Annotated in this window: 23 protein-coding genes; 17 read left to right on the top strand and 6 right to left on the bottom strand. The window is 57.5% G+C overall.

Annotated elements, in window-relative coordinates; genetic code table 11:
• Nucleotides 1-90 precede the first annotated feature (90 nt).
• The 10 genes from AC1ROB_RS06490 to AC1ROB_RS06535 all read left to right on the top strand — a co-directional run bounded on the left by AC1ROB_RS06490 (nt 91) and on the right by AC1ROB_RS06535 (nt 12,657).
• A complete protein-coding gene (locus AC1ROB_RS06490; protein WP_492972021.1) occupies nt 91-462 on the top strand; it encodes a hypothetical protein in 372 nt (123 codons plus the stop codon).
• A gap of 26 nt (nt 463-488) precedes the next feature.
• Complete coding sequence (locus tag AC1ROB_RS06495; RefSeq protein ID WP_492972020.1) at nt 489-872, top strand: hypothetical protein; 384 nt, start codon at nt 489-491, stop codon at nt 870-872.
• A 65-nt stretch (nt 873-937) separates the two neighbouring features.
• Complete coding sequence (locus AC1ROB_RS06500) at nt 938-2,176, top strand: TolC family protein (RefSeq protein ID WP_492972019.1); 1,239 nt, start codon at nt 938-940, stop codon at nt 2,174-2,176.
• 16 nt (nt 2,177-2,192) lie between these two features.
• Nucleotides 2,193-3,404 (top strand): efflux RND transporter periplasmic adaptor subunit, encoded by a 1,212-nt coding sequence (locus AC1ROB_RS06505; RefSeq protein ID WP_492972018.1) that lies wholly within the window; start codon nt 2,193-2,195, stop codon nt 3,402-3,404.
• Nucleotides 3,405-3,426: 22 nt separating this feature from the next.
• Nucleotides 3,427-6,672, top strand: a complete 3,246-nt coding sequence (locus AC1ROB_RS06510) for an efflux RND transporter permease subunit (protein WP_492972017.1) — start codon at nt 3,427-3,429, stop codon at nt 6,670-6,672.
• A gap of 9 nt (nt 6,673-6,681) precedes the next feature.
• Nucleotides 6,682-6,915 (top strand): hypothetical protein, encoded by a 234-nt coding sequence (locus AC1ROB_RS06515; protein ID WP_492972016.1) that lies wholly within the window; start codon nt 6,682-6,684, stop codon nt 6,913-6,915.
• 487 nt (nt 6,916-7,402) lie between these two features.
• Nucleotides 7,403-7,918, top strand: a complete 516-nt coding sequence (locus tag AC1ROB_RS06520; protein WP_492972015.1) for a sigma-70 family RNA polymerase sigma factor — start codon at nt 7,403-7,405, stop codon at nt 7,916-7,918.
• 76 nt (nt 7,919-7,994) lie between these two features.
• The gene (locus tag AC1ROB_RS06525) at nt 7,995-8,939 is read left to right on the top strand and encodes a FecR family protein (protein WP_492972014.1); all 945 of its coding nucleotides are present in this window, start codon (nt 7,995-7,997) and stop codon (nt 8,937-8,939) included.
• Nucleotides 8,940-9,076: 137 nt separating this feature from the next.
• Nucleotides 9,077-11,449 (top strand): TonB-dependent receptor, encoded by a 2,373-nt coding sequence (locus AC1ROB_RS06530; protein ID WP_492972013.1) that lies wholly within the window; start codon nt 9,077-9,079, stop codon nt 11,447-11,449.
• A gap of 17 nt (nt 11,450-11,466) precedes the next feature.
• Nucleotides 11,467-12,657: a PepSY-associated TM helix domain-containing protein gene (locus AC1ROB_RS06535; protein WP_492972012.1), complete on the top strand. Its 1,191-nt coding sequence runs from the start codon at nt 11,467-11,469 to the stop codon at nt 12,655-12,657.
• A gap of 30 nt (nt 12,658-12,687) precedes the next feature.
• On the opposite strand, the gene AC1ROB_RS06540 is transcribed toward AC1ROB_RS06535, so the two are convergent.
• Nucleotides 12,688-13,047 (bottom strand): glutathione S-transferase family protein, encoded by a 360-nt coding sequence (locus tag AC1ROB_RS06540; RefSeq protein WP_492972011.1) that lies wholly within the window; start codon nt 13,045-13,047, stop codon nt 12,688-12,690.
• Nucleotides 13,048-13,124: 77 nt separating this feature from the next.
• On the bottom strand, nt 13,125-13,877 hold the full coding sequence (locus AC1ROB_RS06545) for an SDR family oxidoreductase (protein ID WP_492972010.1): 753 nt from the start codon (nt 13,875-13,877) through the stop codon (nt 13,125-13,127).
• 135 nt (nt 13,878-14,012) lie between these two features.
• On the opposite strand from AC1ROB_RS06545, the gene AC1ROB_RS06550 reads away from it, so the two are divergent.
• The 3 genes from AC1ROB_RS06550 to AC1ROB_RS06560 all read left to right on the top strand — a co-directional run bounded on the left by AC1ROB_RS06550 (nt 14,013) and on the right by AC1ROB_RS06560 (nt 17,310).
• Nucleotides 14,013-14,915, top strand: coding sequence for a LysR family transcriptional regulator (locus AC1ROB_RS06550; protein ID WP_492972009.1), 903 nt, complete (start codon nt 14,013-14,015; stop codon nt 14,913-14,915).
• Between the two features lie 272 nt (nt 14,916-15,187).
• Nucleotides 15,188-16,081 (top strand): LysR family transcriptional regulator, encoded by an 894-nt coding sequence (locus AC1ROB_RS06555; protein ID WP_492972008.1) that lies wholly within the window; start codon nt 15,188-15,190, stop codon nt 16,079-16,081.
• A 224-nt stretch (nt 16,082-16,305) separates the two neighbouring features.
• Nucleotides 16,306-17,310, top strand: coding sequence for an ABC transporter substrate-binding protein (locus tag AC1ROB_RS06560; protein WP_492972007.1), 1,005 nt, complete (start codon nt 16,306-16,308; stop codon nt 17,308-17,310).
• Nucleotides 17,311-17,395: 85 nt separating this feature from the next.
• Here AC1ROB_RS06560 and AC1ROB_RS06565 read toward each other — a convergent pair whose 3' ends face one another.
• Nucleotides 17,396-18,226, bottom strand: coding sequence for an alpha/beta fold hydrolase (locus AC1ROB_RS06565; RefSeq protein ID WP_492972006.1), 831 nt, complete (start codon nt 18,224-18,226; stop codon nt 17,396-17,398).
• A gap of 12 nt (nt 18,227-18,238) precedes the next feature.
• On the bottom strand, nt 18,239-18,643 hold the full coding sequence (locus tag AC1ROB_RS06570) for a RidA family protein (RefSeq protein WP_492972005.1): 405 nt from the start codon (nt 18,641-18,643) through the stop codon (nt 18,239-18,241).
• A 407-nt stretch (nt 18,644-19,050) separates the two neighbouring features.
• Between AC1ROB_RS06570 and AC1ROB_RS06575 the strand changes: the two genes are divergently transcribed.
• The 4 genes from AC1ROB_RS06575 (at nt 19,051) to AC1ROB_RS06590 (ending at nt 23,354) form a co-directional block, all read left to right on the top strand.
• Entirely contained in the window at nt 19,051-19,875 is an 825-nt protein-coding gene (locus tag AC1ROB_RS06575; protein WP_492972004.1) for an ABC transporter ATP-binding protein, read from the top strand.
• A 13-nt stretch (nt 19,876-19,888) separates the two neighbouring features.
• Complete coding sequence (locus AC1ROB_RS06580; RefSeq protein WP_492972003.1) at nt 19,889-20,662, top strand: ABC transporter permease; 774 nt, start codon at nt 19,889-19,891, stop codon at nt 20,660-20,662.
• 400 nt (nt 20,663-21,062) lie between these two features.
• Nucleotides 21,063-22,319: a metal-dependent hydrolase family protein gene (locus tag AC1ROB_RS06585; RefSeq protein WP_492972002.1), complete on the top strand. Its 1,257-nt coding sequence runs from the start codon at nt 21,063-21,065 to the stop codon at nt 22,317-22,319.
• A gap of 111 nt (nt 22,320-22,430) precedes the next feature.
• Nucleotides 22,431-23,354: a fumarylacetoacetate hydrolase family protein gene (locus AC1ROB_RS06590; protein WP_492972001.1), complete on the top strand. Its 924-nt coding sequence runs from the start codon at nt 22,431-22,433 to the stop codon at nt 23,352-23,354.
• Nucleotides 23,355-23,428: 74 nt separating this feature from the next.
• Here AC1ROB_RS06590 and AC1ROB_RS06595 read toward each other — a convergent pair whose 3' ends face one another.
• Both AC1ROB_RS06595 and AC1ROB_RS06600 read right to left on the bottom strand, forming a co-directional pair.
• Nucleotides 23,429-24,037, bottom strand: a complete 609-nt coding sequence (locus tag AC1ROB_RS06595) for an N-carbamoylsarcosine amidohydrolase (RefSeq protein WP_492971999.1) — start codon at nt 24,035-24,037, stop codon at nt 23,429-23,431.
• 3 nt (nt 24,038-24,040) lie between these two features.
• Nucleotides 24,041-25,084 carry a 2,5-dihydroxypyridine 5,6-dioxygenase NicX family protein gene (locus AC1ROB_RS06600; RefSeq protein WP_492971998.1) on the bottom strand — a complete coding sequence of 348 codons (1,044 nt, stop codon included), beginning with the start codon at nt 25,082-25,084 and terminating at the stop codon, nt 24,041-24,043.
• Between the last annotated feature and the right edge of the window lie 31 nt (nt 25,085-25,115).

Below are 25,115 nucleotides of genomic sequence, written 5' to 3' on the forward strand. Positions count from 1 at the left end.
CAAAGCGTCGCGGACACCTAACAGGCACGTGACTTGCAACATGTTTACGGGAAAGATATTTCTAAGCATCTCACAACAGGAGATGTGTGGATGAAGAAACTTGTAACAGTGTTGGCAGCCAGTCTGTTGGCTTTCGCCGCTTCGGCGCAGGCTGACGAGGCAAAGTTTGGCGGTCAGGTGAAGAAGATTGGCTCTTATGAAGGCGAGTTGGTTGTCAAGGGTACCGACGTCCATCTCTATGTCATCAAGGACCACAAACCGATGAAGCCGACGGCGGCCATGACGGCTAATGTTCGCCTCTTCGTCAACAATGCAGAAAGTGCTGTCGAGCTGAAGCCGGAAGGCGATAAGCTGGTCGGCAAGGCAGCCTCTCCGGCTGCTGGTAATGTTCGGGCCATGACAATCCTTGCTGAGAATGGTAAGGAAGTTGGCAAGGCTCAGTACAATCTGAACGTCAAGTAAGCCTAATCCCCAGGACTCCAACGGCAATGAATCCCAGCATTTCCAAGCATTTTATGACAAGTCGGCATCTCGCCGTCATTGTCACTGTGCTTGCCATGCTGGTCGGCGCAACGCTGGATGCCTGGCATCTCGATCACCCGGTTCAGGTCACCGGATTCAATGACCATATGACGGTTTCGGCTTCTGTTTCGGGCGATAATGCGTCGCAGGCCGAACCCGAGAAATCCAGCCCAGGTGCAAATGGAAGCCAGGATTGTGCTTTCCATTGCGAACAGCATAGTCGTGGCCTGCCGCATTCCGTGGCGACCCTCAACAGCTCATCGCTCACGGCGCCCAAGCTCCTGGATCTGAATGACGGCGGCTTTGCCGCTGCGCAGCCTGACGGCCTTCTCGAACCTCCCAAAGCCTAATCCTCTGACGACCAACACACCTGGTGCATCCGCACCAGGGAGACCTGTGTTTTCCGAGGATTGTCATGCGCTCTCTAAGCCTATTCGCGCTCTCCATCTGCGTGGTTTCCGCCATTCCGGCCTTCGCGCAGCCCGCACAAATTCGCACGCTGGATGACGCCATCCGTTTCGGTGAAGCCAATTCACCCCGTATTCGTGCGGCCAACGCCCGGCGTGAAGGCGCAAGCGGCGATCGCATGCAGGCGGGAGCCTGGCCGAACCCTGAGCTTTTCGTTGATGCCGAGAATTTTGCGGGCAGCAAAGACTATCGCGGAACCAACAACATCGAACTGACAGCGGGTCTGTCGCAGCGCATCGAGATTGGCGGAAAGCGACAGGCGCGGATCGATGCGGCCGACGCGGGCCTGACGCTCGCCTCGCATGACCGCAATGCCGACCAGCTTTCCCTGCGCGAAGACATCGCCAGGGCCTATGTGAATGCGCTGTATTCAGCCCGCGTCGTCGAACTGGAAGGCGAGCGGCTGAAGAACGCCCAGTCTCTGGCAGGCGCCGTGCGCGAACGTGTCCAGAATGGCCGTGAACCACCCATCCAGTCGCGCAAGACCGATATCACCCTGGCAGCAGCGCAAGTCGCCAGCCAAAAGGCGCAGCGCGAGCTTCAAGGCAACCGCGCCACGTTGATCGCTTTGCTGGGTGTGCCGACTGCCGAGCTGGTGCCGAATTCCGGCTGGTTCGACCGTATTGGTGATGTGCCGGATGTCAGTCCCGACGAGGCCGCCCTGGCTGACAATCCCGATTTCGCACGCCTGAGCGCGTCGATTGCCCAGGCACGTGCAGGTGTCGACCGCGAACGCGCGGCCGGTGTGCCCGACCCGACCGTCCGGGCAGGCATGCGGCGCTACAACGAAGACGGTGGCAACGCCCTGGTAGTTGGCCTGTCCATTCCCATTCCGATCTTTGACCAGAACAGCGGCAACATCCTGCGTGCCCGCCAGGATCTGAACCGGGCTGAGGCCGAGGCCGACGCCATGCGTCTGACGTTGCTCGGCAACCTAGCCCGCGCACGACAGACGTTGCTAGCCGCGCACGGCGAAGCCGAGACCATCGGCAAGACGATTATCCCCGCTGCCGATGAAGCGGCCCAGGCCGCACGCGAAGGCTACACGGCGGGCAAGTTCGGTTTCCTCGACCTGCTGGATGCCCAGCGCACCCAATTCGACGTCAAGGCACAGCACGCAACTGCCCTCAAGGACTACCACCTGGCCCGCATCGAGCTGATGCGCCTCGTCGGCCGCACCTACTGATATCCCGGAGAACATTATGCGCAATTCCATCATCGCCCTGATTCTGGGCATCGCTCTGGGTATCGGCGGTTCAGTCGCGGCCATGAAGACCGGATTGATTGGCGACCACCACGAAGAGGAAGCCGGGGGCCATAGTCACGGCAAAAGCGGAGGCCATGGACATGGTGAAAGCGAAGAGGAAGGCGACCCCCTCAAGCTGACCCCTGAGCAGATCCAGCAGTCCGGTATCACCATCGCTGAGGCGACCGAAGGCGATCTGGTCCGCACCACCACATTCCCGGGTACGGTCACCGCCAATCCGGACCGTATGGCCATTGTGGCGGCCAAAGCCTCAGGCGTCGTGATCGACCTTAAGAAGCGCCTGGGTGACACGGTTGCCAAAGGCGAGCTGCTGGCCACCATCGAAAGCCGCGAGATTGCCGAGGTGAAGGGCGAGCTGCTGGCTGCCCAGCGCACTGAAGCACTCGCTCGCAATACCTTCGAGCGTGAGAGAAACCTCTGGGAGAAGAAGATTTCTTCCGAGCAGGATTACCTGACCGCTCGGACGGCCCTGGAAGAAGCGCGCATCCGCGTTGATCTGGCTCGTCAGAAGCTTGTCGCCCTGGGTTTGAATCCGGCCGACCTGACACGGGTGAATGGCAGCGGCTCGGGCCTGCAAATCCTGGAAGTCCGCAGCCCGATTGCCGGTCGCGTGGTAGAGCGCCGGGGTGCCATCGGCGCGTCGGTACCGGCCGAGACCGAGCTCTTCACCATTGCCGACCTGTCAGTCGTATGGGTTGAAGCGTCGGTGGCGCCGGGCGACCTGGCCTTCGTCAAGGAAGGTGATGCAGTCAGCATCGAGGGGCAGGCCAATCCGGCCAAAGGCAAGGTCGTCTTTGTCAGCCCGGTTATCGACCGTGAGACCAGGTTGGCCAAGGTGCTGGTCGAACTCCCCAATAGCGACAGCACCTGGCGTCCAGGCGACTTTGCCTCGGTCACCGTGAACAGCTCATCTGAGAAGGCTGGCATCCTGGTACCCAAGGCCTCCATCCAGCGCATCAAGAAGGACCAGGTTGTCTTCGTCCGAACCGATGAGGGCTTCGAGAAACGCGAGGTCGTCCTTGGCCGGGCTGACGGGCGTCGGGTGGAGATCCGTTTCGGTGTCGATGCCGGTGAGTTCGTGGCGGTCGAGAACTCTTTTGTGTTGAAGGCGCAGCTCGAAAAAGCTGAAGCCGAGCATTCCCATTGATTGGCCCGGGCGGAACAAGACAATGATTGAGCATATTCTTCGCCTGTCCATCCGGCAGAGGCTGGTCGTCCTCATTCTGGTGGTCGGTGTCTGCATCCTGGGCGTTCAGTCGCTGCTGAAGCTGCCGATCGATGCGGTGCCGGACATCACCAATAACCAGGTGCAGATCAGTGCCCTGGCACCGGCGCTGTCGCCGATGGAAATCGAGAAGCAGGTCACGTACCCCATTGAGAATGCGTTGGCCGGTATCCAAGGCCTGGAAAGTACGCGATCGCTGTCCCGTAATGGCTTCTCTCAAGTTACGGCTATCTTCTCGGAGAAGACCGACATCTACTTCGCCCGCCAGCAGGTCACCGAACGTCTCGCCGAGGTGAAGGAAGGTCTGCCCCAGGAGGTCGAGCCGCGGCTTGGCCCGATCTCGACCGGTCTGGGCGAGGTCTACATGTGGCTGGTTCGCTACAAGGAGCCGCGTGCGACGGTTGCTGACGGACAGCCCGGCTGGCAGTCGAATGGCGCATTCCTGACGCCGGACGGCGAAATCCTCGATAGCGAGTTCAAGCAGTCTACTTACCTGCGCACGGTTCAGGATTGGCTGGTGAAACCCCAGCTCCGCAGCGTGCAGGGCGTGGCGGGCATCGACTCCATCGGGGGCTTTACCAAGGGATTCCACATTCAGCCGCGGCTCGACCGGCTGGTGGCTCAAGGCCTGACGCTTGGCGCTCTGTCGGATGCCATTCGCCGGAACAACACCGCCATCGGTGCGGGTTTCATGGAGCAGAATGGTGAAGGCCTGGTGGTCCGCTCCTACGGCCGTCTGGAGAATATCGAAGACATCGGCAATGTAGTTGTCGCCACCAGGGATGGCGTGCCAGTCCATGTCCGTGACGTCGCCACCATCGATATCGGCCATGAGCTGCGGACCGGCGCCGCCAGTTCGCAGGGCCATGAGGTGGTCGTCGGTACCGCCCTGATGCTGATTGGCGGCAACAGCCGCACCGTCGCCGAGAGCGTGGATAAAAAGCTTACCCAGATCAACGGCTCCCTGCCGCCAGGCGTCGAAGCGGCTCCGGTCCTGAATCGCACCAAGCTGGTGGATGCTACCGTGTGGACGGTGGAGAAGAACCTTGCCGAAGGTGCGCTCCTGGTCATCGTGGTGCTATTCCTGTTCTTAGGGAATATCCGCGCCGCTCTGATTACGGCAGCCGTCATCCCGATCACCATGCTGATGACCGCTACGGGCATGTTGAAAGGCCATATCAGTGCGAACCTGATGAGCCTGGGCGCCCTGGACTTCGGCCTGATTGTGGATGGCGCCGTCATCATCGCCGAGAACTGCCTGCGTCATCTCGCGGATAGGCAGCATGAGCTGAAGCGGACGCTGACCAGGCGCGAACGGATGACCGAAGTGCTGGCCGCTTCCAAGGAGATGATCCAGCCATCCGTCTTCGGTCAGGCCATTATCATGATTGTCTATGTTCCGATGCTCACCTTCACGGGTGTCGAGGGCAAGATGTTCGAGCCTATGGCCCTGACAGTCATCATTGCGCTTGGCTGCGCCTTTGTGCTGTCGGTGACCTTCGTCCCCGCCATGATTGTTTTGTTCGTGACAGGGCCGGTCAAGGAGAAGGAAAGCCGGTTTATGCTGGCCGCCCAGAGCCGGTATCGAGCCATCCTTGAAAAGGTGGTCCATATGCCCGGCCGCGTCGGCATCGGGGCAGCGATTGCCTTTGTTGCCTCGTTGATGGTGATGACGCAGCTCGGACAGGAGTTCATCCCGCAACTGGACGAGAAAGACATCGCAATGCACGCGATGCGTATCCCCAGCACCTCACTCGACCAGTCGGCCAGGATGCAGCATCTGGTGGAGAAAGCCGTATCTGTCATCCCAGAGGTCGCGACCATATTTGCCAAGACGGGTACTGCCGAGGTGGCGTCAGACCCGATGCCACCCAACGTCTCGGACACATTCATCATTCTGAAGCCGCAGGGTGAATGGCCAAATCCGCGTAAGACCAAGGCAGAACTGGTCGCCGAAATCGAGCGTGCCGTGAAGCAGGTGCCGGGCAACAACTACGAGTTCACCCAGCCTATCCAAATGCGCTTCAATGAACTCATTGCCGGTGTTCGCTCGGATATTGCCGTGAAGGTCTACGGCGATGACTTCGATGCCTTGTTGGAAACGGCCAACTCTGTGGCCTCAGCCATGCGCGGTGTTCGGGGTGCTAGCGACGTCAAGGTCGAGCAGGTCGCAGGTCTACCGTATCTGGACATCCGTCTGAAGAAGCGCGAAATCGCCCGCCGCGGCCTGTCTGTGGCGGACGTCCAGGATGTGATAGCCACTGCCATCGGCGGAAGCGAGGTGGGTGTCATATTCGAGGGCGACAAGCGGTTCGATATCGTGGTCCGCCTGTCCGATGCGGCACGTAGCGATCTTGAGGTGCTCCGCAACCTGCCGGTGCCCATTGTGCTGCCCAATAGCACTAAGGCCATCACCATCCCGCTACGCCAGTTGGCCGACATCGAGGTCAGCGAAGGGCCGAACCAGATCAGCCGCGAGAACGGCAAGAGGCGTGTCGTTGTCCAGGCCAATGTTCGCGGTCGGGATATCGGCTCCGTGGTCCAGGATGCACAGGCGCGCATTGGCGCCCAGGTTGCCCTGCCCGCGGGGTATTGGCTGGCCTGGGGCGGCCAGTATGAGAACCTGCTGGCCGCTCGGGATACGATGGTTGTCGTGGTGCCGCTCTGCTTTGCCGCCATCTTCTTCATGCTGTTCATGGCATTGGGCAGTGTCCGGGATTCGCTCATCGTCTATAGCGGCATCCCGTTCGCTCTGGTCGGTGGCATCCTGGCGCTGGCTTTGCGCGGGATGCCGATATCGGTCTCGGCCATCGTAGGCTTCATCGCACTGAGCGGCATTGCCGTGCTCAACGGCCTGGTGATGGTAACGCGGTTCCAGCAGGAGCTGGCGGAAGGCGTGGACAAGATCGCCGCTGTTCTGGAGGGCGCAGAAATCCGTCTACGGCCGGTCCTGATTACCGCACTGGTGGCGTCCCTGGGCTTTGTCCCGATGGCTATCGCCACTGGCACCGGCGCCGAGGTCCAGCGGCCGATCGCCACGGTGGTCATTGGCGGCCTGATCAGCTCAACCGTCCTGACCTTGTTGGTGCTGCCCGCCTTGTATGCGCGGTTCGGTGCCGGACGGCAGCAGGAGGAGGAAGAGTTGGATGGTGCCACTGTCCACACGCCACATGTCCATCCTGCGGAATAGGAGGCTGCCATGAACTCGACTGCCGCCGTCATTCTTCTGGGCGTCGTACTCGGGCTGTCAGGCTGCGGGTGGAGCCAGGAGGCGTATCAGGCATCTATCCGCAAGGAATGCAGCGACCGCGGCCTTGTCGATGGCACGCCTGCATTTCGGGAGTGCTTTGCTAAGGAATTGCATAGCGATCATGCACCAGAACCCGGGGCAAAGGGTGTTCGTGATCACGGCTGGAAGCATGACCTGGAGTAATTTGAGGCGCACTGTCGCCGATTGATTCGAAACCGACGGTTTTAAGAGGCTCTCGGCCGGTCGTTACACCGGCATCTCATTCGCGGGCGGACGACCGGGTACATTGCCCGCCGAAGCGGGGCATGAGGCAACGAATTTCTCACCACGAAAGGCAGGGTGAATATGGGGCGGTACGGGGTTTTTGGTTCGCCTGAGTGGTCGGCATGACTGGCGTTTGGACACCTTAAGACTGAGCAAGACGAGGCAAGGCTGAGCGTTTATCTCCGCCATCGTGCGGCGCTCGTCGAATACGCGACCCCATTGGTCTGTGATCTCAGCCGCGTAGAAGACATCGTACAGGAGGCCTTCATTCAGTTTCTGTCGAGTATATGTACTGTTTGATGCCACGGGGACCTTGAGATGTGCCCAGCTCGTGAATCCTGCCCCCCCAAACGATTGAGAATGGATCGCAACTAAACTAGTGTTCACCCGAATTGGACCCGCGGGCATGCACTACAGCCAACAATCCCTAGCGATTTTCATGACTCACCGAAGCAAGCTGGTGAACTACGCTTCTGGTATTGTCGGTGACCAGGCGCGCGCCGAAGATGTCGTCCAGGAAGCCTATCTTCGTTTCAGCGATGCCGTAGCTGCGAAATCGGTCGACGACCCGCTGGGCTATCTCTACCGCATTGTCCGAAACCTCGCCTTGGACGGGCGCCGCCACCTCTCTCGCGAAAGGCGATATTTCACATTGGGGATGGAAGTCCTGGCCGAAGCAATGGCCGAGGACAAACCAACGCCGGAGACAGAAGCCGTAGATCGCGGTGAAATGCGCCTCCTGCAGGAGGCGCTGGCAGAACTCCCCGAAAAATCGCGCGTAGCCGTTGAGATGCACCGTATCGGTGGTCACACGGTAAAGCAGATTGCCGGGCATCTTGGTGTTTCCGTGGGGCAGGCGCATTCTCTCGTCGTCACCGGCCTGGAACACTGCCGTATTCGACTGAAGCGGGGGGCAAAATGATTTTGAATATCCGCCCATCCAGAACCGTTTAATTAGTGTGCCCGAAGCGGCTGTCCCATGCCGCGCCTGACCAGCCATGAACATGATGACTACCGGATCTGATATCGAATTTATGCCGACCAAGGCGGAAGAGTGGCTGGTCGCTTTGAGCGACCACCCGGCTGACATTGGTTTGCGAGCGCAGTTCGAGGCTTGGCTGGCTATGGACTGTCGGAATGCTCTGGAATGGGCAGAAGTCACCCACGTCGATAACCTCATCAAGGCGAATGGCGCGCAAAAGGCAATTCCAATGCCTTCGCGTCGTGGCAGCCGCCGGGTTGCTGCGGTCATCGGATTTGCCGCCGCGGCGGCAATCGCGCTTGGCATCACGCCTAATATCGTTCTGCGCATGCAGGCGGACTTTGTCGCCCCATCATCAACTGCTGCTGCAATGACGCTTTCCGATGGCTCAAGACTGCATCTTGCGCCATCCAGCGCCATCAGCGTGAACTTCCACAATGGTGAGCGCGGTGTGAAGCTTCTAAAGGGGGAGGCCTATTTCGAAGTCGTGCCGGACGCCAACCGGCCATTCCGCGTCATCGCGAACAGCACGCAGATTGTGGTCTTAGGGACAGCCTTTAATGTCCGGAGCGACACTGGCGCTACAACGGTCGCGGTTCGAAATGGCCTGGTTCAGGTCGAGCCTATTGCATCCAGTGCCGCGCCTGTCCGTCTGCATGCGGGGGATACGATTTACGTCGCATCCTCGGGTGTGATAGCGCAAGGGAAGCAGTCGTCGGAACAGGCAGGCGCATGGTCACTCGGCAAGCTCATTGTCCGCGAGCGGCCCGTCTCAGAAGTCGTTGAAGAGCTTCGGCGATACTACACCGGTTTCATTGTCCTGCGGGGCGATGACCTGAAGGACCGGGTTATCACAGGGATTTTCGATCTGACGAAGCCTCAAGAGGCTGCCGAAGCGATTGCCGCTGTTCACGGCGGGATCGTACAGAAATTCGGCCCTGTATTAATTATCCATAAATAAAACAATAGCTTACGTCTCGGACGTCGTTGTTCAGCCGGAAAATTTGAATATCCAGTCGGCCACTGACGTTTCGTAATCAATAGGTGCTGCTGAGACGCATTTGCAGGCAGTGCCAGATTGCGAAATTGGAGATTGGAATGTTGGGGGAAGATTTCGGGCGCCGCATTGCCGTGCGGGCGCTGGGGGTTGCACTGTTTACGACGTCGGCCCTCGTTATCGCGCCGTCCGCGGCCTTAGCCCAAGCGAACGCGCCGACTGTTCAGGCTGAGCCCGTCAGGGCCTTTAGCATCCCAGCTCAACCGCTCGCCGATGCCCTGACTGCATTTGGCCAGCAAAGCGGCCTGCAGGTCTCAGTGCCGGGCAACATGCTGCAGGGTCTCCAATCAAAGCCTGTGGCAGGCACATTGACGGACCGGGCCGCTCTGGGACAGATGCTGGATAACACTGGGCTGACCTATCGCTTCCTGACGCCCACCTCGATCACAGTCGTCGAAGCCCCGCGCAGCAGCGGCACGAGCGCGGTTCTGCCAACGATGACGGTACTGGGCTCCCGTCGCGCGGATGTGCCGCTGAGCAATGTACCGGCATCCATTACAGTCCTGGACCAGAAGGAGATCCTGAAGGAGCAGCCGACCGCAGACCGCATCGAAGAGGTGCTGACCCGCAAGGCGCCGGGTTTCAATCCGACGAACAATGGTGTCCGCAGCATCCGTGGACGCACCGCACAGGTCTTCATCAACGGCGTTCCGACCAATGAGCAGCTGCGGGCCAGCAGCAGCTCCGATTTGAACCTGCTGACGCTTGATCAGATCGATAGCATCGAGATCGCCCGTGGCGCAAACTCGGCTTACGGCTTTGGCTCGCCTGGCGGCATTATCGCACTCAGCACTCCGCGTGCGGAAAGCAATGAGTTCACCGCTGTCAGCAAAGTCGGCGGCAGCTTCAATCCGAGCCATCCCGGGGGTAGTTGGCGGAGCAACGTTTATCAGAGCGGCTCTCAGATCATCGGAAACTTCGATTTCCATATCGCCGGTAGCCTTGGTTATGACGGGAGCGGTTATAGCCCCGATGGGGAGCCCGCTTTTGGAATGGCCGGACCAGGCGCCTTGGCCGGATTCGGACGTGAGGCTTATGGAAGCTTTGACACGTCGCTTGGCTATGAAATCAACGACAACAGCCGACTGCGCTTCACCGGCACATACGGCAGGGTCAATCTTCTGGAAGCTTATACGACAAATGCCGGTCTTTATCGCGTACGTTACGGCACATTCACCAAGCGAAGTGAATCTGAAGACCCGTATCGTGAGTCCCTGACTGGGAATCTGACGTACGAGCATGACGCTTTTCTGAATAGCAGGCTGAAAGTCGAACTGCTGGGAAGCAATGTCTACACAGAAATGTATGGCACCACGAGTAACCGAACGACCCGGGATGAGCAGACCAATTCATACGCCGGTGTCCGTTCGAGCATGACCACTGAATTGGATGCCCTCAAGCAGGGTTCCTCGGTGACATATGGCCTGGATGCCATCCGAAATACCTATTATCGGCCGAACTACTTCGTCGACAACAGCTCGATCCAGACCTATTTCGCCCCCAAAGTGGCATTGGATAGCTACGCAGGCTATGCGCAGCTCGATATCCCGTTTGGTGATCTGGTCATTAGTGGCGGCATCCGCCACGAAGAATACCGTGGCGATATCGAGACCGCACAAGGCTCAGGCGGCATCCAGGGCGGCGACATCAAGCCATTCGACATCACGCTGTTCAATATCGGCGCCGTGCACCCAGTTGTCGGCGAGCTCGACGGCTTTGGCACCTTCAGTCAGGGTGCCGAAGTCTCCCAGATTGCCCGCGCTGCACGTAACGGCGTAAATGCCAGCCGTGTTGATGGCCAGCCCGCCAAATCGAATCAGTATGAAATCGGCGTCCGCGATACCAAGGGGTCGACCAACTACTCCCTGTCGACCTACTACACTCACTCCGATCTGATGAGCACCCTCCAGGTCGACCCGGCAAATCCGACCGGGCCACTTGTACCTCTACGCGAACCACGGAAATTCTGGGGCGTCGAAGCTACCTTGAATCACAAGCTTAATGACATGTGGGGTGTTGGTGGCACATTCGCCTGGATGGAAGGTTTGCGCACCACCAACGGGAATGACCGTCGCATCGGTATTCGCGACAATCAGCCTGTGTTCGCAAGCGCCTACATTGACTACAAGCCTTACAGCTGGTGGCGCAACACGTTGCAGTTTGACTATCGGGGTGCCCGCTCGCCGTACGGCGAAAATCTGGCGACCGTCGCCGCATCGGGTGAGGGCTGGGTTGATCAGGTTCTACTAGTCAATTTGGCCGCGGCCTTCGAACTGGGCCGTGGCGAACTCGTGTTCGGTATCCGCAATCTGCTGAACACAAAGTATGAAGGCGTAGCCGAGTCCGATGGAGCCTATCTCTGGTATCCAGAAGAAGGCATGCGAACATCGGTATCTTATCGCATAAAATGGTAGACTGGCTGCGGCAAGCGATGACAAAGAGCAAGGGGCCCGAAAGGCCCTTTGCTTTTTGGCTACACAGCCTTCTTGGGCTGAAGCTCAGCGCCATCATGCTGTTTGTCTCGCTGACTGGTACCATCGCTACCGTCAGCGACGAGCTGGAATGGCTGTTCTGGCCTGCGATGCGTTCAACAGCATCAGAGAATTTTTCCTGGCAGCAGCAGCTGGAGGCAGCTCACCGTGCCTATCCTGATTATCGCTTCACTTACATAAGTGCAGGCGAAGGCTCTTATCTTGCGACTCTGCTTCGGGCTGTGACGCCGGATGGTCAACGGCGGAATGTCTTTGTCGATCCAGGTACCAATCATGTGACCGCGGAAAGCAGGGCAGTGACCTTCAAGTCATTCATGCGTGCGATCCATTACTACCTTTTTGTGCCTGGGGACGCGATATTCTACTTAATATCCAGTCTCGGAATCGTATTGTTGGCGTCCTTGTTTGCAGGAATAGTCGTCTACAAGAAATTCTGGCGAGGCTTTTTCCGGATGCCGCGCTGGGGCAAAAGCAGCCGTACTGTCTGGGGCGATGTCCACAGGCTTGTCGGACTTTGGTCTCTGCCCTTTGTTTTCATCATCGGCCTAACCTCAGTCTGGTATCTAGTCGAACGTGCGATGTACCGGGCCGGTCTTGACCCCGAGAAAACGTTGCAGCAAGCGGTTCCCTCGCATCCAGCCATTCATTCCGCCAAATCACTGGATGAGATTGTCCGCACGGCGGAGAATGCACTTCCTGCTTACCGAGTGAGATCGATTGCTCTCCCCAGGGACGCCGACGATGCTGTTGTGGTCCAAGGGCAGACGACAGCATGGTTCGTTCGCGAACGAGCCAATCGCGTCGCCATCGACCAGTACAGTGGTGAAGTACTCGTTACCAGGCATAGTAAGGACCAGCCAGCAGTCGAGCTTTGGTCCCATATGGCAGACCCGCTTCACTTCGGCGACTTTGGAGGACTATGGTCGAAGTTGCTTTGGGTGGTATTTGGCCTGGCTCTTTGTGGCCTGTCCGTCAGTGGTGTCATTGTATATTGCAAGCGCATCGCCCGATTCTCGAATGCGGGGACCAGGGAACTGGAGTTCCTAGGCGTTCTGAAGTGGCCCAGCCTGGTCGCAATAACGGTTATGCCAATCGCCGCGTTCTTCCTCGACTGGTTGCCGAATTTCTGAAGCGCGGAAGTTCAATTTCGGATGGGCATTTTAGCGTTCGCGTACCCAATCCACCCTCATTGGCATTCTCGGCGGCTCGCGGGTCATCAAGAAGTTCAGTTGCATCCAATTACGCAGTTTGCTTGCCGAATCTGGCAGATTTTTGCCGATTGGGTACATGAACGATAAAATGCCCCTTTCGAATAGAACGGACTCGCCCTCATTGCTGTGCAGAACTTTAAGCAGCGGAACCTTGCCCGTGGGCGATATCGCGAGAAACCAGTCTGGCTTGTCATGAAGGTCAACATTGACTTGTTCGAAAGGAACGCCCTTCTCTAGCAGTACGATTGCGACGCGCTGAACGAATGGGCATAGATGGTGGCTGACGAGTGTCAACTGCGATTGGGACATGGGAAAACTCCAAATAAGGTGAAAGCCCGCCCCCATGAATGGGAGCGGGCTGCCGCTCATTGCAGTATTGCTGGTTGTTAGCCGTTGAGCAGGCAACCACCGTCGACGACGATCTCGGCGCCGACCGTCCAGCGTGACTCATCTGAGGCCAGGTACAGCACTGCCTTTGCCACTTCGTCGGGCGTTCCGAACCGGCCGAACGGGATGGTTGCAGTGATATCTTTGTTGAGCTGCTCGCGGTAGGCATCGGGAATCCCGAGCTTGTCGTAAAGCGGCGTGTCGATTGGTCCAGGGCTAACCGCGTTGACGCGAATTCCGCGGGCGAGCAGTTCGCTCGAAAGCGTCTTCGACATGTTTAAGAACGCTGCTTTTGTCGCTGCATAAACCGATGAGTGCGGAGAGCCGACGTGGGCACTGACCGAAGTATTAAGCACTACTGATGCGGGATTTGCGAAGACGGGTAGCAGCGCCTGGATCAGGAAGTAAGGCCCCTTGACATTGATGTCGAAGGAGCGATCGAACATTTCTTCCGACCACTGTTCGATTGGCAACCACATGGATACGCCAGCATTGAGGAAGGCGATGTCGAGCTGACCAAAATGAGTCTGAACGGCATGCGCCAGTTCCTTCTGCGCAGCGACGCTGGCTGAATCGGCGCGCAGCACCAGAACCTCACTCCCCAATTCCGCCTGGGCCTTTGCGATGGACTCCGGATTGACTCCGGTGACGATCACGCGCGCGCCCTCGGCGACGAACTGTTTTGCTGTTTCGAGGCCAATGCCGCTGGTGCCACCCGTAATTAGGGCACGTTTATCTTTCAGTCTCGACATAATATTCACCTTCAAGTTGTCCGCAGCCAGTCAATGTACTGGCCTATGAAGGGCAATATGTATTCATGTTGGAGATTGATAAGATTGACTTATCGGATACATTTCATGCGAAAACTGCATGAATGGAGATTTCGGATGGACCGCTTCCTGTTGATGACGTGCTTCGTCCGTGCTGTTGAGACAGGAAGCTTCACGGCTGCAGGCCGCGACTTGGGCCTGGGGCAGCCCAATGTCAGCCGCTATGTAGCGGCGCTGGAAGACTATTTACAAACGCGGCTGCTTCATCGCTCGACGCGCAAGCTCGGACTCACCCCAGAGGGCGAACGCTACTATGCGGAAGCACGTCGCATTCTCGACGCCGTGGAAGAGTCGGAGTCATCACTCAAGGAGAACGTCGCCCCCTCTGGATTATTGCGCGTCGCATGTCCGACTGCGTTGGCCCATACGTTCGTGGTGCCGCATGTGCCCACCTTTTTGGAGCGATATCCAGACCTGACACTCGATCTCCAAATCAGTGACCGCTACGTCAACCTGGTCGACGAGGGGGCTGAACTAGCGATCCGCATCGGGCATCTGGAAGACAGCGCAATGCGTGCCCGGCGCTTGGGTTTGTTCGAGCGCGTATGCGTCGCCAGCAAAGGATACCTGGCGAAACGCGGAATCCCCGCCGCTCCCGATGATTTAAGAGCGCACGATTGTTTGATCTACACTTTGTTGTCGACAGACACCACATGGCACTTCCGGGATGTCGATGTTCCCGTTTCTGGCAAGTTTCGGGTTAACTCACCTGAGGCCATACGGTATAGCGTCAATGCAGGACTGGGGATCGCTCACGGTCCCGAATGGCTATACGAGGAAGGTCTGAAAAACGGCAATCTGCAGATTGTGTTGAGGGAATACGCAGCTCCGTCTGTGCCCGTTCAAGTCATTTACGTTGCTGATCGGCTTCTTCCCAAGCGGGCCGTCGTATTCATGGATTTCATTGCCGAAGTATTTGCAAAAATACCTGGGTTTAATGCTCACCACAGGGCTTCTTAATTGCGATATCCTCTACGGAATGCTTTTCGCAGAGCTTAGAACTATCCAACTTCTTTGCGATCGTCGGTTCGGGTTTTGGCCTGTAGCGCTGGTTGACCTTGGCCGTGCTAAGGATGCCGCCTGCCGTAAAGAAGTCGAAGCGGCCTTGACTGTGACCGCGCTTTATTAATCGGCCCAGAATAATCATATGGCACAAAAAATCGACCCACTATTAATTTATTGAACGACACTAATAAGCAGGGATAATTTAAGTCCACGAGGGAGAAGTGGACATGATTGATTTTCGCCTGCTGAAGAGCTTCGTCTTTGTCGCCAGGTTCAAGCATTTCGGGAAGGCAGCCGACGCCCTAAATGTTACGCAGCCTGGCGTGTCGCAGCACATCGCCAAGCTCGAAGAAATGCTCGGCTACAAACTCATCGAGCGGACAAAACGCTCGGTCGTTCTCACGCCTGCCGGTGAATCATTGCTCGCGAACTGCGAGCAGATCATGTCCATCATTGACAGAATGAAGGAAGAAGGTAGGCGGATTTCACAAGGGCTGATGGGGCGCCTTACGCTCGGAATGTCCTCGTCAGTTATCTACAGCGACATCCCGCAGAGAATCTCAGAATTCAAGGAGATGGCGCCGGACGTTGAAATGCGATTCCGTGTGCAGGGCGGTGACCAGCTCAAGTCGCTCCTAGAAGTCGGGGACATCGACGCCGCCATAACCACGCTCCCGGTGTCCGAAACAAAGTATAAGGCCGTAGTCGTGGGGTATCAGAACATGGCGGTGGCCATAAACCACAAGCACAGGCTAGCCGACAAAAAGAACCTGACAGTCGCAGCTTTGCGCGATGAGCCTTTCATCGTGGTTCCCAGAGAACAGCACCCGACAAATCACGATCTACTCATTGCGAAATTCAGGGCGATGGGGGTGGAGCTAAACGTTGCTGCGTATGAAACTGCTTTCCCGAATGTCATTGCGCGAGTTTCGATGGGCGAAGGTGTTGGCTTCGTTGCGGCGGGCTATAGCCGTGAGCGCTATGAGGCGGTAAACATCATTCCCCTGAAGGATACGGACCTGTCGGTCACTCCCATTTTCGCAGTCGTCAGGAAGGATCTCATTAAGCCCGTCACCGATCGCCTTTTTGATTTCCTGCGTAAAGACAAGAAGGTCCAGTAGGGGCGATGCATTGCCAGTTTGGGCATAGGTAGTGTCGGACTTACACACGCCTGATTGTGAATAATTAGGCCGTGTTATTTATTCACCGCTTTTAATTATTTGTGGCAGTTCAGAGTGAGCGGCAAGATGTGGTTGCGAGCAGGCTCTGGTGATTCAGCTTGATGTGGTGGTTCTGCATCGGGGGGCACGCAGCACAAATGAAGCAACAGAGAGGGTCGGATAAAATGAAGAGCGCATGGAAATATCTGCGCCTGGTTGCAGTCGCCTTGCTCCTCGGAGCAATGGCTCAGGCCGCCGTGGCGCAATCGAACCAGCTCCAGAAGGTTAAAGTACGAATGGACTGGGTGCCCAACGGCATCTACGGGGCATTCTATTATGGCCAGAAGGCTGGCTTCTACGCCAAGGAAGGCCTGGACGTCGAAGTCCTGCCGGGCCAAGGCTCGAATGCCACCATGGATGGCCTGCTGCGGAACGACATCGATTTCGGCTTTGCGAGCTGCTGGGCCATGGCCATCGGCATTGGCCAGGGCCGTGAGGTAATCTCCCTTGCAACGTTCACCGGCCGAAACGGCTTCTCATTCTTTTATCCGAAGGAATTCGGCAACATCCAGCTGAAGGACCTGAAGGGCAAAACGATGGTCGTCAGCCCGGCTGGCCTCCACATGCTGCTCTATCCGTATGTGCTGGCGATCAACGGCATCACCGAGAACGACATCAAGAAGGTTAGCGTGGACTCGTCCCAGGCGCTGCCGACTTACATCCGTGGCCAGGCGGACTTCGTTTCCGGTCATATCGCGTCGTCATCGGCGCAGATCAACAAATCCCGTGCATCCAATGCCATCATGTGGGCGGATGCAGGTTTCGTCATGCCGGACTTCTGCGTCATTACCAGTAAGGAGAAGCTGGCGAAGGACCCGAAGCTAGCCGAACGCTTCCTGAAGGCGACCTACGCGGCGGCTCATGACGGTGCCACCAAGACAGCCGACGTCGCTGCTGCTGCTGTTGACCTCCAGCCGCTGCTCGACAAGAGCAACGTCGAGCAAGAGTGGAAGCAGATGTCCTCGATGTTCTACAGCGAGAGCACCAAGGGTTGCCCGCATGGCTGGCACTCGAAGGCCGACTGGACCCAGGGTCTGGAAATCCTCCAGAAAGCCGCCGACATGAAAGGCGAGATCAGCGATCACTCGAAGTTCTATACCAACCAGTTCTACAAGTGTGACAAGAGCTAGTTAAATTGCCAAATAAGAAGCCCCGGCGAAGCTGAATGCTACGCCGGGGCTTTTTTGCTGCCTGTCGGTTTTGATCAGGCCCAGACTAGGTGCTTTTCAGGAAGTTCAGCAGGATTGAGTTGAACTCCAGTGGGGCCTCCCAGTACGGCGCATGAGCTGTTTTAGGAATCGCATGAAGCGTAAGGCCGAGGAGGTCTTGCACCTTGCGGCCGATGGCGATGGGTACCGAACGGTCTTCTTCACCCCAAACCAGCAGGCGGCGGTGCGCCCCAGTGATACTGGCCAACTTTTCCCCTACAACATCCCGGTCTAGGTTCTGTCGGAAATAGTCCGCCAAAGCGGCAAACGATTCTTCGGCACCAGGGGAGTTATTGATCTTGAATTCTTCATCGACCCAGTGCTCGGTCACCAGCGCCGGATCAAAGACGACATTGGTGAGCTTGCGCTGGATGCCGTCCCGGGTGCTATCGACAATCCGCTTTGCGATATTCTCGCGCGTCTCGGAGCCGATTGGGAACATCCCCGTAGCGCCGACCATAGTGAAGGACTTCGCGATAGCTGGGGTCCGACTAATCACTGTCCCCAGAATATGGGCACCGAGAGATGTCCCGACAAAGTGGGCTAGCTCGATGCCCTGTTCCTTGAGGAAGGCAGCTACGAAATCGGCATATCCGGGAACGCCATAGGCAAAACCCTGGCCTTTCTTGGCGAAGCCGTGGCCAGGCAGGTCAATCGCAATGCAGCGGTAACCTGCGGCAGCAATGACAGGCATATTCTGACGCCAGCGGTCAGCACGTGCGCCGACTCCATGCAGAAACACAACTACGTCAAGACCGCTGCCGGATTCCAGGACGCGCGTTGTGGTTCCAGCGCCGGACGCCGGATAGGAGATGATGTGGTTGCTAGGCTCAGCCACGGCTTTATTCCTTTACGCGTCTGGACTGCAATTCAGAATGGCAACACCCTCGATCTCCAGCAGCAGCTCTGACGAGGCGAGAGCGCTGACTTCGACCAGGGTGCAAGCCGGGAAATCGCCGCTAAAGAACTCCTTGCGGGCGCGCCAGACCTCGGTGTTATTCTTGATGTTGGTGACGTAAATCGTCAGTTTGACGAAATCGTTCATCTTGCCGCCAGCCGCGGTAATGTAATCCTTGAATTTCTGGAAAGTAATCTTTGCCTGTTCGTACTCGTTGTCACCGAGGACCGCGACCCCGTTGGGAGCGCGGGACGTCAGGCCGGACATGTAGATCGTGTTGCCTACCTTGACGCAGTTAGACCAAAGCTCCGGCGGCGGCTCGGACACTTTCGGCGACTTGATGCGTTCTTTCCTCATTGATTTCGACCCCTTACAGGAAATGACGAGCAGAGAATGCTGCGCGCTTGGCCGAACTATTTCGAAGAACAAAACTGCTGGCTAATTATTTGATATGCGCACTTATAATGGCTGGTAATCTGTGGTCCTCGATTAATTGACGTGCTCGCGAAGCCTAAAAGGTGCGTAAGCAGAAGGGGCGGCTATGCGATAGTAGGACGTCCAATTCCCCGATAAATAAGCCAGTAGAATTAAAGTCGCGGCTTTTATTATTGGCGATCATATGTCGGTTCGTTGACAATCTGCGTACCCGGGGGCGAGTGCTGGCACAAATCTTGAGTGCCTGATGAGCTTACCGGACCATAATCCGGTGCAGACAGCAGATGCCCCAGAATAGCGACTTAGCCCAACGTTCCCGAGTAGACGATATGAGCAACCTGCCCCCCCAACACACAGGTTCGGCCACGACAGGTCGCGCCATCACCATCAAGGACGTCTCGAAGATCTTCCAGACGAAGAGCGGGGTAGTGAATGCGCTAGGGAAGGTATCCCTGGATATTCGGCCCGGTGAATTCGTCTCTGTCGTCGGTCCCAGCGGCTGCGGCAAGTCGACACTTCTCAGCCTGATAGCGGGCCTGAACCCGCAAGGGGTGTCGTCGGGTGAAATATCCATCGGCGGCAAGAAGGTGTCCGGCGCATACACAGACCTTGGGATCGTGTTCCAGCGTGACCTCCTTATGGAGTGGCGTACTGCACTGGAGAACGTCCTCCTACAGGTTGAAATGCGCGGGATGAAGAAAAAGGACTATATCGATCCGGCCATGGAGCTTCTGAACAAAGTCGGTCTGAAGGACTTCGCTAGCAAGTATCCGCGTGAACTGTCCGGAGGTATGCGTCAGCGTGTCTCCATCTGCCGCGCGCTCATTCACGATGCACCAGTCCTGCTGATGGACGAGCCCTTTGGCGCTCTGGATGCCCTAACGCGTGACGAGATTGCCCTGGACCTGACCCGCCTCTGCGAGCAGACCGGGAAGACTGTTGTCTTCATCACGCACAGCATTGCCGAATCAGTCTTCTTGAGTGACCGTGTGGTCGTCATGTCACCTCGGCCGGGTACCATCTTGGAAGAAATCGAGATTGATTTGCCGCGCCCCCGCCGTGTCGGCATCCGGGACAGCGCCCAGTTTGGCGAATACATGCATCGCATCCGAGTGCATCTGATGGGCGCCGAAACCGCGCACACGACTCTGTAAGGATACTCAAGCCATGCGCAACATTTTCGAATCTCAGTGGTTCTCGGCTGTCCTGACCTTGGTGTTCGTGGTTCTGGTGTGGGAAGTCTCGGTCAAATACTTCAAGGTTCCGGAATATCTCATTCCGTCACTTGAATCGGTAATCGCGGCACTTACGAAGCATCACAAGCTGTTCTTTGCCCAGACCATCATCACGACGCGAGAGCTGCTTGGCGGCTTTATCCTTTCCATTGTTACGGCCGTGCCGATCGCGCTGTGCATGGCTTACTCACGGACGTTCGAGGCTCTCATCAGTCCTAGCATCGTCGTATCGCAGGCGCTTCCCAAGGTCGCCCTTGCGCCGCTGTTGCTCGTGTGGTTCGGTTTCGGTGAGTTCCCTAAAGTCCTGTTGGCCGGGGTCATAGCATTCTTCCCGATGCTTATCAGCACATTGGTTGGTTTTAAGGCCATCGAGCCGGATGTACTGGCCCTGTCGCGTTCCATGGGTGCCTCACAATGGAAGGTCTTCTGGAAGATTCGACTGCCTTCCGCACTACCGAGCATTTTCGGGGGCCTGAAGATGGCCATCACCTTTGCGACCATCGGCGCCATAATCGGCGAGTTCCTGGCTGGCGACAAAGGACTGGGATACCTGATTCAGAGTTCCACTGGCGCTCAGCGCATGGATATTCTGTTTGCGGGACTGATTGTGATCTCGTTCCTCAGTCTTGTCCTCTACTACATCGTGGAGATGGCTGAGAGGCGTTTCATTTTCTGGCATCAATCGCAGGCGATGGTTGCCACATAAAAAAAGAGTACGCGGCTGGTTTCCTGCCGGGGAAAGCAAACGCGGCGGTCTTCGAGAAGGCCGCCGCGTTTTTGATTCCGCAAGGATAATGCATTGGTCGTGAATACATAACAGAACGCTATTTATGTAGCTCCAGATATTATTTCACAGAATAAGTCGGGTACCGGAGGATATGAGGACAGATCCTGCCGATTGCGAGCGCGGCTGTTAGCTGCCGACGGCGTTTACGCCCAGAAACTCAACACCTTGGCAGGGGCGGAAACGGCGGAAAGCCGGTTGGGCAGAGCATTAGAGAGGTGCGTCTAACATGTCTCAAAAAACCCACTATCGTTGCGGTCGACTGTATGTTGGCAAAGGTAGCGAAGTTCTTCAGAACCAGACGCTTGTCGTTGAGGACGGGATGATTCTCGACGTCGCGCCGACCGCCAGCATCAATAAGACAGACGGTGTTCAGGAAGTCGATCTGACCAAGCTGTTCGTGATGCCGGGCTTGGTCGATGTGCACACGCATCTCTCCTACGGCAACGCCAAGACCGAAGAAGACATCGACATCTATGCTTCGCTTGAGTTCCGAGCGCTGCGCGGCATGTTTTTCGCGCACCAGGTACTCGCAGCTGGCGTCACCTCCATCAATGCCCCCGGCGGTGCTGGTAACGTCAATACCGCCATTCGAGACGCTCTTGACGCTGGTCTGTTTGAAGGCCCGCGCATGACCGCTGCAGGCCCCTACATAACCACCCGCCAGGGTCTGACCGATTGGTACCCGACCTGGATTGGCGTACCGGTCACATCCATCGGCCGCCTGGTGAAGAGCCGGGATGAAGCAATCGAGGAAATCCGCCGCCAGGCAAAAGATGGCGTCGACGTCATCAAGATCGCCATGGACGGTCTGCAGCGCCGTCCGGATGGCGAGTACATCGCCGCTTTCACCCTTGATGAAGCCAAGGCGATGGTCACGGAGATTAAGCGTCTCGGCAAAATCGCCATTACCCACGCCCGCGGTCGTGAGGCAACCCTGTATTCGGCTCTCGCAGGCGCCGACCTTATTTTCCATGCTTCGTACATGGACGACGAGGCCCTGGATGCAGTGGTAAAGAGCGGTTCGCTGATATCGCCGACGCTTACCCTGCTGCGGAATACCCTCGATTTTGTGCTGAACCCGAGCGCGGCCTACGGTTCCAACCGGAAGAAGATTTACCAGACCGAGTTCGATGCAGCGGTGGTTTCGCTGAACAAGGCCCGGAAGGCCGGTGTCCAGATGCCGATGGGCACGGACTCGGGCTTCGCTGTGACGCCGTTTGGCGAATGGCATGCCCGTGAGCTGGAAATCTACGTGGAATACCTTGGCTTCAGCCCCATCGAGGCTTTGGAAGCCGGTACCTCGGTGAGTGCCAAGCTGCTGCGCCATTCCGATCAGAACGTCGGCACGATTGCCAAGGGCTTCAAGGCCGACATCATCGGTGTGGACGGCGACCCCACCAAGGACATCACCGACCTGATCAAGAAAGACAAGATTCCGGTCGTCATCAAGGGCGGTCAGCCGATTTCCCAGCCCCGCCGCGGATACGATCCGAAGAAGGTCTCCGACTTCGCGATGACCATGTTCACCGACCACTTCACCCGTGATCGGGTCAAGGAGTTACACGACCTTTATTGACAGAGCGGCTAGCCAAAAAGGCTGGCTACAACACTTCTCAATCGTTGCTCATGACGAGCACCCAAATGACCAGAGCGGATGATTCCAGTCCGCCAAGTGAGGATATTGTCCATGGTGCAAATTGCCCGTGTTCTGCACATGACTACCGAATCGCTGGCCGTCGTCGAGGATGACACCGCTTTCCTGCTGCCCTCCATGTCTTCCAGCATGGTTGACCTGATTGAGGCAGGCAACGACGGGCTTCAGGCCGTCCTGAAAGCCGCCAAGTCCAGAGACGCGCAGAGACTGTCGGTGGAAGAAGTCCGGTTCCTTCCCTCGATTGACCGGTTCCGCCGCGATGTGCTCTGCACGGGTTGGAACTATTGGGCTCACTTCGAGGAGGGGGTGGGCAAGCGCGGCGACCAGGAAGTCGAGCGCCCGAAGGCCCCGACTTTCTTCACAAAGAGCCCGGATGCAATCATCGGCGCCTATGACGATATTGCCTTCGACTCCCGAATCTCGGCCAAGTGGGACTACGAGGCCGAGCTGGTTGTCATCATTGGCAAGGCGGGCCGGAGCATTTCCGAGAAGACCGCCATGGACCACGTCTGGGGGTATTGCCTGGCTAATGACATCACACAGCGCGATCTGCAGCGACGCCACGGCGGCCAATGGCATAAGGGCAAAAGCGCGGACAATTCGACGCCGCTTGGTCCCTGGATCGTGCCTCGGGATGACCTGGACCCGTACAGTGTCCAACTCCAGTGCGAACTGAATGGGGCAATCCTTCAGGATGCCAGCGTCAGCCAAATGGCCTTCAAGATTCCGGAACTGATTGCCGAGTTGTCGTTCGGTATGACTTTGCGTCCGGGCGACGTCATTCTCACCGGCACCCCCAATGGCATCGGCAATGCCCGTACGCCTCCTATCTACCTGCGGGCAGGCGACGAGGTTGTCGTGCGAGGCAGTGGCCTGGGTGAGTTGTGCAACAAGCTGGTCACCACTGATCTTTACGGCTTCTCCAGCGTGAGCGACATGTCGGCCGTCCCGGCCTGACGCCTAAGATCCAATCCGACTACCCAAGTATATAAAAGGTTCGAATCGGAATGTCCGGTTCGAGGCTTTATCGTTTAGATATTCAAGACCGCCGATGACGGAGTCACGTCGGCATACTTCTGCTCCATATCGAACAGATTGGCTTCATGGGGACCAATAGCGCGATCGCCCACACAGTCCCGCAGGACGACCGGCTTGAAGCCGCTCGACATCGCATCCACCACGCTGGCACGCACACAGCCGCTGGTCGTGCACCCAGCCACCAGCAGCGTCTCGACGCCTTTCTGAGTTAGCCAGGCGGCTAGGTTGGTTCCGAAAAAGCCGGACGGCAGCGTCTTGCGGACGACCAACTCCCCCTTTTGTGGAGCCAGCTCAGGAACGATCTGACTTGCATGGCCATTCTCCAGCAAAGTGGCCATGCCGGGGACTTTCAAGCTGAAGACGTTACCGTCGCTGCCGTCATCGGCATAGACGATTCGGGTATGAGACACCGGCAGGCCTTTGCGTCGAGCCCATGCTAGGACAGGAACGGTCGCCTCGATGGCGGCAGGGATATTGCCGCCGCCAAAGACGGCAGGGTCGGCAAAACCGTTGACAAAATCGACAATCAACAGCCCCATGCGGCCTTTCAGGCCGAGCGAATTGCCGAAACCCTGTCGCTCGTAGACCTCAACTTCAGACATTACTCAGGCTGCTTCCATTTCGAGTACGCGGCCGCGCTCCACCACAGGCTTATTATCCAGCGACACCGTGCAGTTCCGCATCGGGATATCGATGTGGCAGGCCGTATTCCGGGTGCCGCCAGCTTCGGTGTTCGGGCCGAGCGAGAACAGGAAGTTACCCTCGAAGGCACGGGCGTCCATGCCAAGGGTGGCTTCCCGGTCGAACAGGCCCAGCGTCGACCAGCGAGCGCGTGGCTGCAGGCCCCAGCCAATATGGGAGATGGCGTAGGCTTCCGGGTCATTGAAGGACTGCATATAATCACGCAGCAGGTCCGCGTCGAAGCCGCCGTCGATATTGGTGACGAAGCCTTTCTTGACGGTCAGCTTCACCGGCTCGGCCAGGTACCGTTTCATTGGAAGCAGGATATCGCCGCGATCCAGCACGATGACGCCTTCCGAGGTCGTCTCGTCAGGCCAGGTAGCGAGGAAGCCACTCGGCCAATGGTCCCAGCGGCCCGGCTCGTCAGCAAACCCATACTCGGTCAGCAGGGGATAGGCGCCAAGCGCGCAGCGGAAATCCGTACCGGCGTCTGAATGCACCTGCATGCTCCGGCTTTTCTTCAAGAGCTTTGCGGCGGTGGTGACGCGGGCTTTGTCGCCCTCAGTCGGGATGAGGCGGACCAGTACTTCCGGTGGCTCGACGGCCAGCAGAATGCGCGTGCCGCTTTCCAGAATTTCCTGCTGTTCTGGCGAGAACAGCAGCAGCATCAGGTCGATAACGAGGTCGCTGCCTTTCAGCGCGGCCATCGCGGCTGGATTTCCCGTCAGCGGCGTGTGACCGACATAAGCAGTCTTGTCGCGGCTGAGGGATTTTTCGCCATTCATAGGCGGCAGGTCGAGAGTGATGACTTTTGCGCCAGCAAGCTGGGCGGCTGTGCGCGCGCAACTGACAGTCTGCGGATGACTGTCCTGGCTCGTCAGGATGGTCACGAGTTCACTCGGCTTTAGGTTGGAAAGCTTCAGAACTTGGGTCCAGGCGGCGATGAGTTCAGAGTCGCTGATTGCCATTTGATGCCTCCATTAATTAATGAGGTGTATA

The sequence above is a fragment of the Ferrovibrio sp. GW821-FHT12F09 genome, from assembly GCF_058806775.1.

Coding starts and splice junctions, on each gene's coding strand:
- AC1ROB_RS06600 (WP_492971998.1), bottom strand. CDS start 25,084: ATGGCAATCAGCGACTCTGAACTCATCGCCGCCTGGACCCAAGTTCTG.
- AC1ROB_RS06560 (WP_492972007.1), top strand. CDS start 16,306: ATGAAGAGCGCATGGAAATATCTGCGCCTGGTTGCAGTCGCCTTGCTC.
- AC1ROB_RS06535 (WP_492972012.1), top strand. CDS start 11,467: ATGACAAAGAGCAAGGGGCCCGAAAGGCCCTTTGCTTTTTGGCTACAC.
- AC1ROB_RS06530 (WP_492972013.1), top strand. CDS start 9,077: ATGTTGGGGGAAGATTTCGGGCGCCGCATTGCCGTGCGGGCGCTGGGG.
- AC1ROB_RS06545 (WP_492972010.1), bottom strand. CDS start 13,877: ATGTCGAGACTGAAAGATAAACGTGCCCTAATTACGGGTGGCACCAGC.
- AC1ROB_RS06525 (WP_492972014.1), top strand. CDS start 7,995: ATGAACATGATGACTACCGGATCTGATATCGAATTTATGCCGACCAAG.
- AC1ROB_RS06580 (WP_492972003.1), top strand. CDS start 19,889: ATGCGCAACATTTTCGAATCTCAGTGGTTCTCGGCTGTCCTGACCTTG.
- AC1ROB_RS06500 (WP_492972019.1), top strand. CDS start 938: ATGCGCTCTCTAAGCCTATTCGCGCTCTCCATCTGCGTGGTTTCCGCC.
- AC1ROB_RS06585 (WP_492972002.1), top strand. CDS start 21,063: ATGATTCTCGACGTCGCGCCGACCGCCAGCATCAATAAGACAGACGGT.
- AC1ROB_RS06495 (WP_492972020.1), top strand. CDS start 489: ATGAATCCCAGCATTTCCAAGCATTTTATGACAAGTCGGCATCTCGCC.
- AC1ROB_RS06505 (WP_492972018.1), top strand. CDS start 2,193: ATGCGCAATTCCATCATCGCCCTGATTCTGGGCATCGCTCTGGGTATC.
- AC1ROB_RS06510 (WP_492972017.1), top strand. CDS start 3,427: ATGATTGAGCATATTCTTCGCCTGTCCATCCGGCAGAGGCTGGTCGTC.
- AC1ROB_RS06555 (WP_492972008.1), top strand. CDS start 15,188: ATGATTGATTTTCGCCTGCTGAAGAGCTTCGTCTTTGTCGCCAGGTTC.
- AC1ROB_RS06590 (WP_492972001.1), top strand. CDS start 22,431: ATGGTGCAAATTGCCCGTGTTCTGCACATGACTACCGAATCGCTGGCC.
- AC1ROB_RS06490 (WP_492972021.1), top strand. CDS start 91: ATGAAGAAACTTGTAACAGTGTTGGCAGCCAGTCTGTTGGCTTTCGCC.
- AC1ROB_RS06550 (WP_492972009.1), top strand. CDS start 14,013: ATGGACCGCTTCCTGTTGATGACGTGCTTCGTCCGTGCTGTTGAGACA.
- AC1ROB_RS06570 (WP_492972005.1), bottom strand. CDS start 18,643: ATGAGGAAAGAACGCATCAAGTCGCCGAAAGTGTCCGAGCCGCCGCCG.
- AC1ROB_RS06575 (WP_492972004.1), top strand. CDS start 19,051: ATGAGCAACCTGCCCCCCCAACACACAGGTTCGGCCACGACAGGTCGC.
- AC1ROB_RS06515 (WP_492972016.1), top strand. CDS start 6,682: ATGAACTCGACTGCCGCCGTCATTCTTCTGGGCGTCGTACTCGGGCTG.
- AC1ROB_RS06540 (WP_492972011.1), bottom strand. CDS start 13,047: ATGTCCCAATCGCAGTTGACACTCGTCAGCCACCATCTATGCCCATTC.
- AC1ROB_RS06595 (WP_492971999.1), bottom strand. CDS start 24,037: ATGTCTGAAGTTGAGGTCTACGAGCGACAGGGTTTCGGCAATTCGCTC.
- AC1ROB_RS06520 (WP_492972015.1), top strand. CDS start 7,403: ATGCACTACAGCCAACAATCCCTAGCGATTTTCATGACTCACCGAAGC.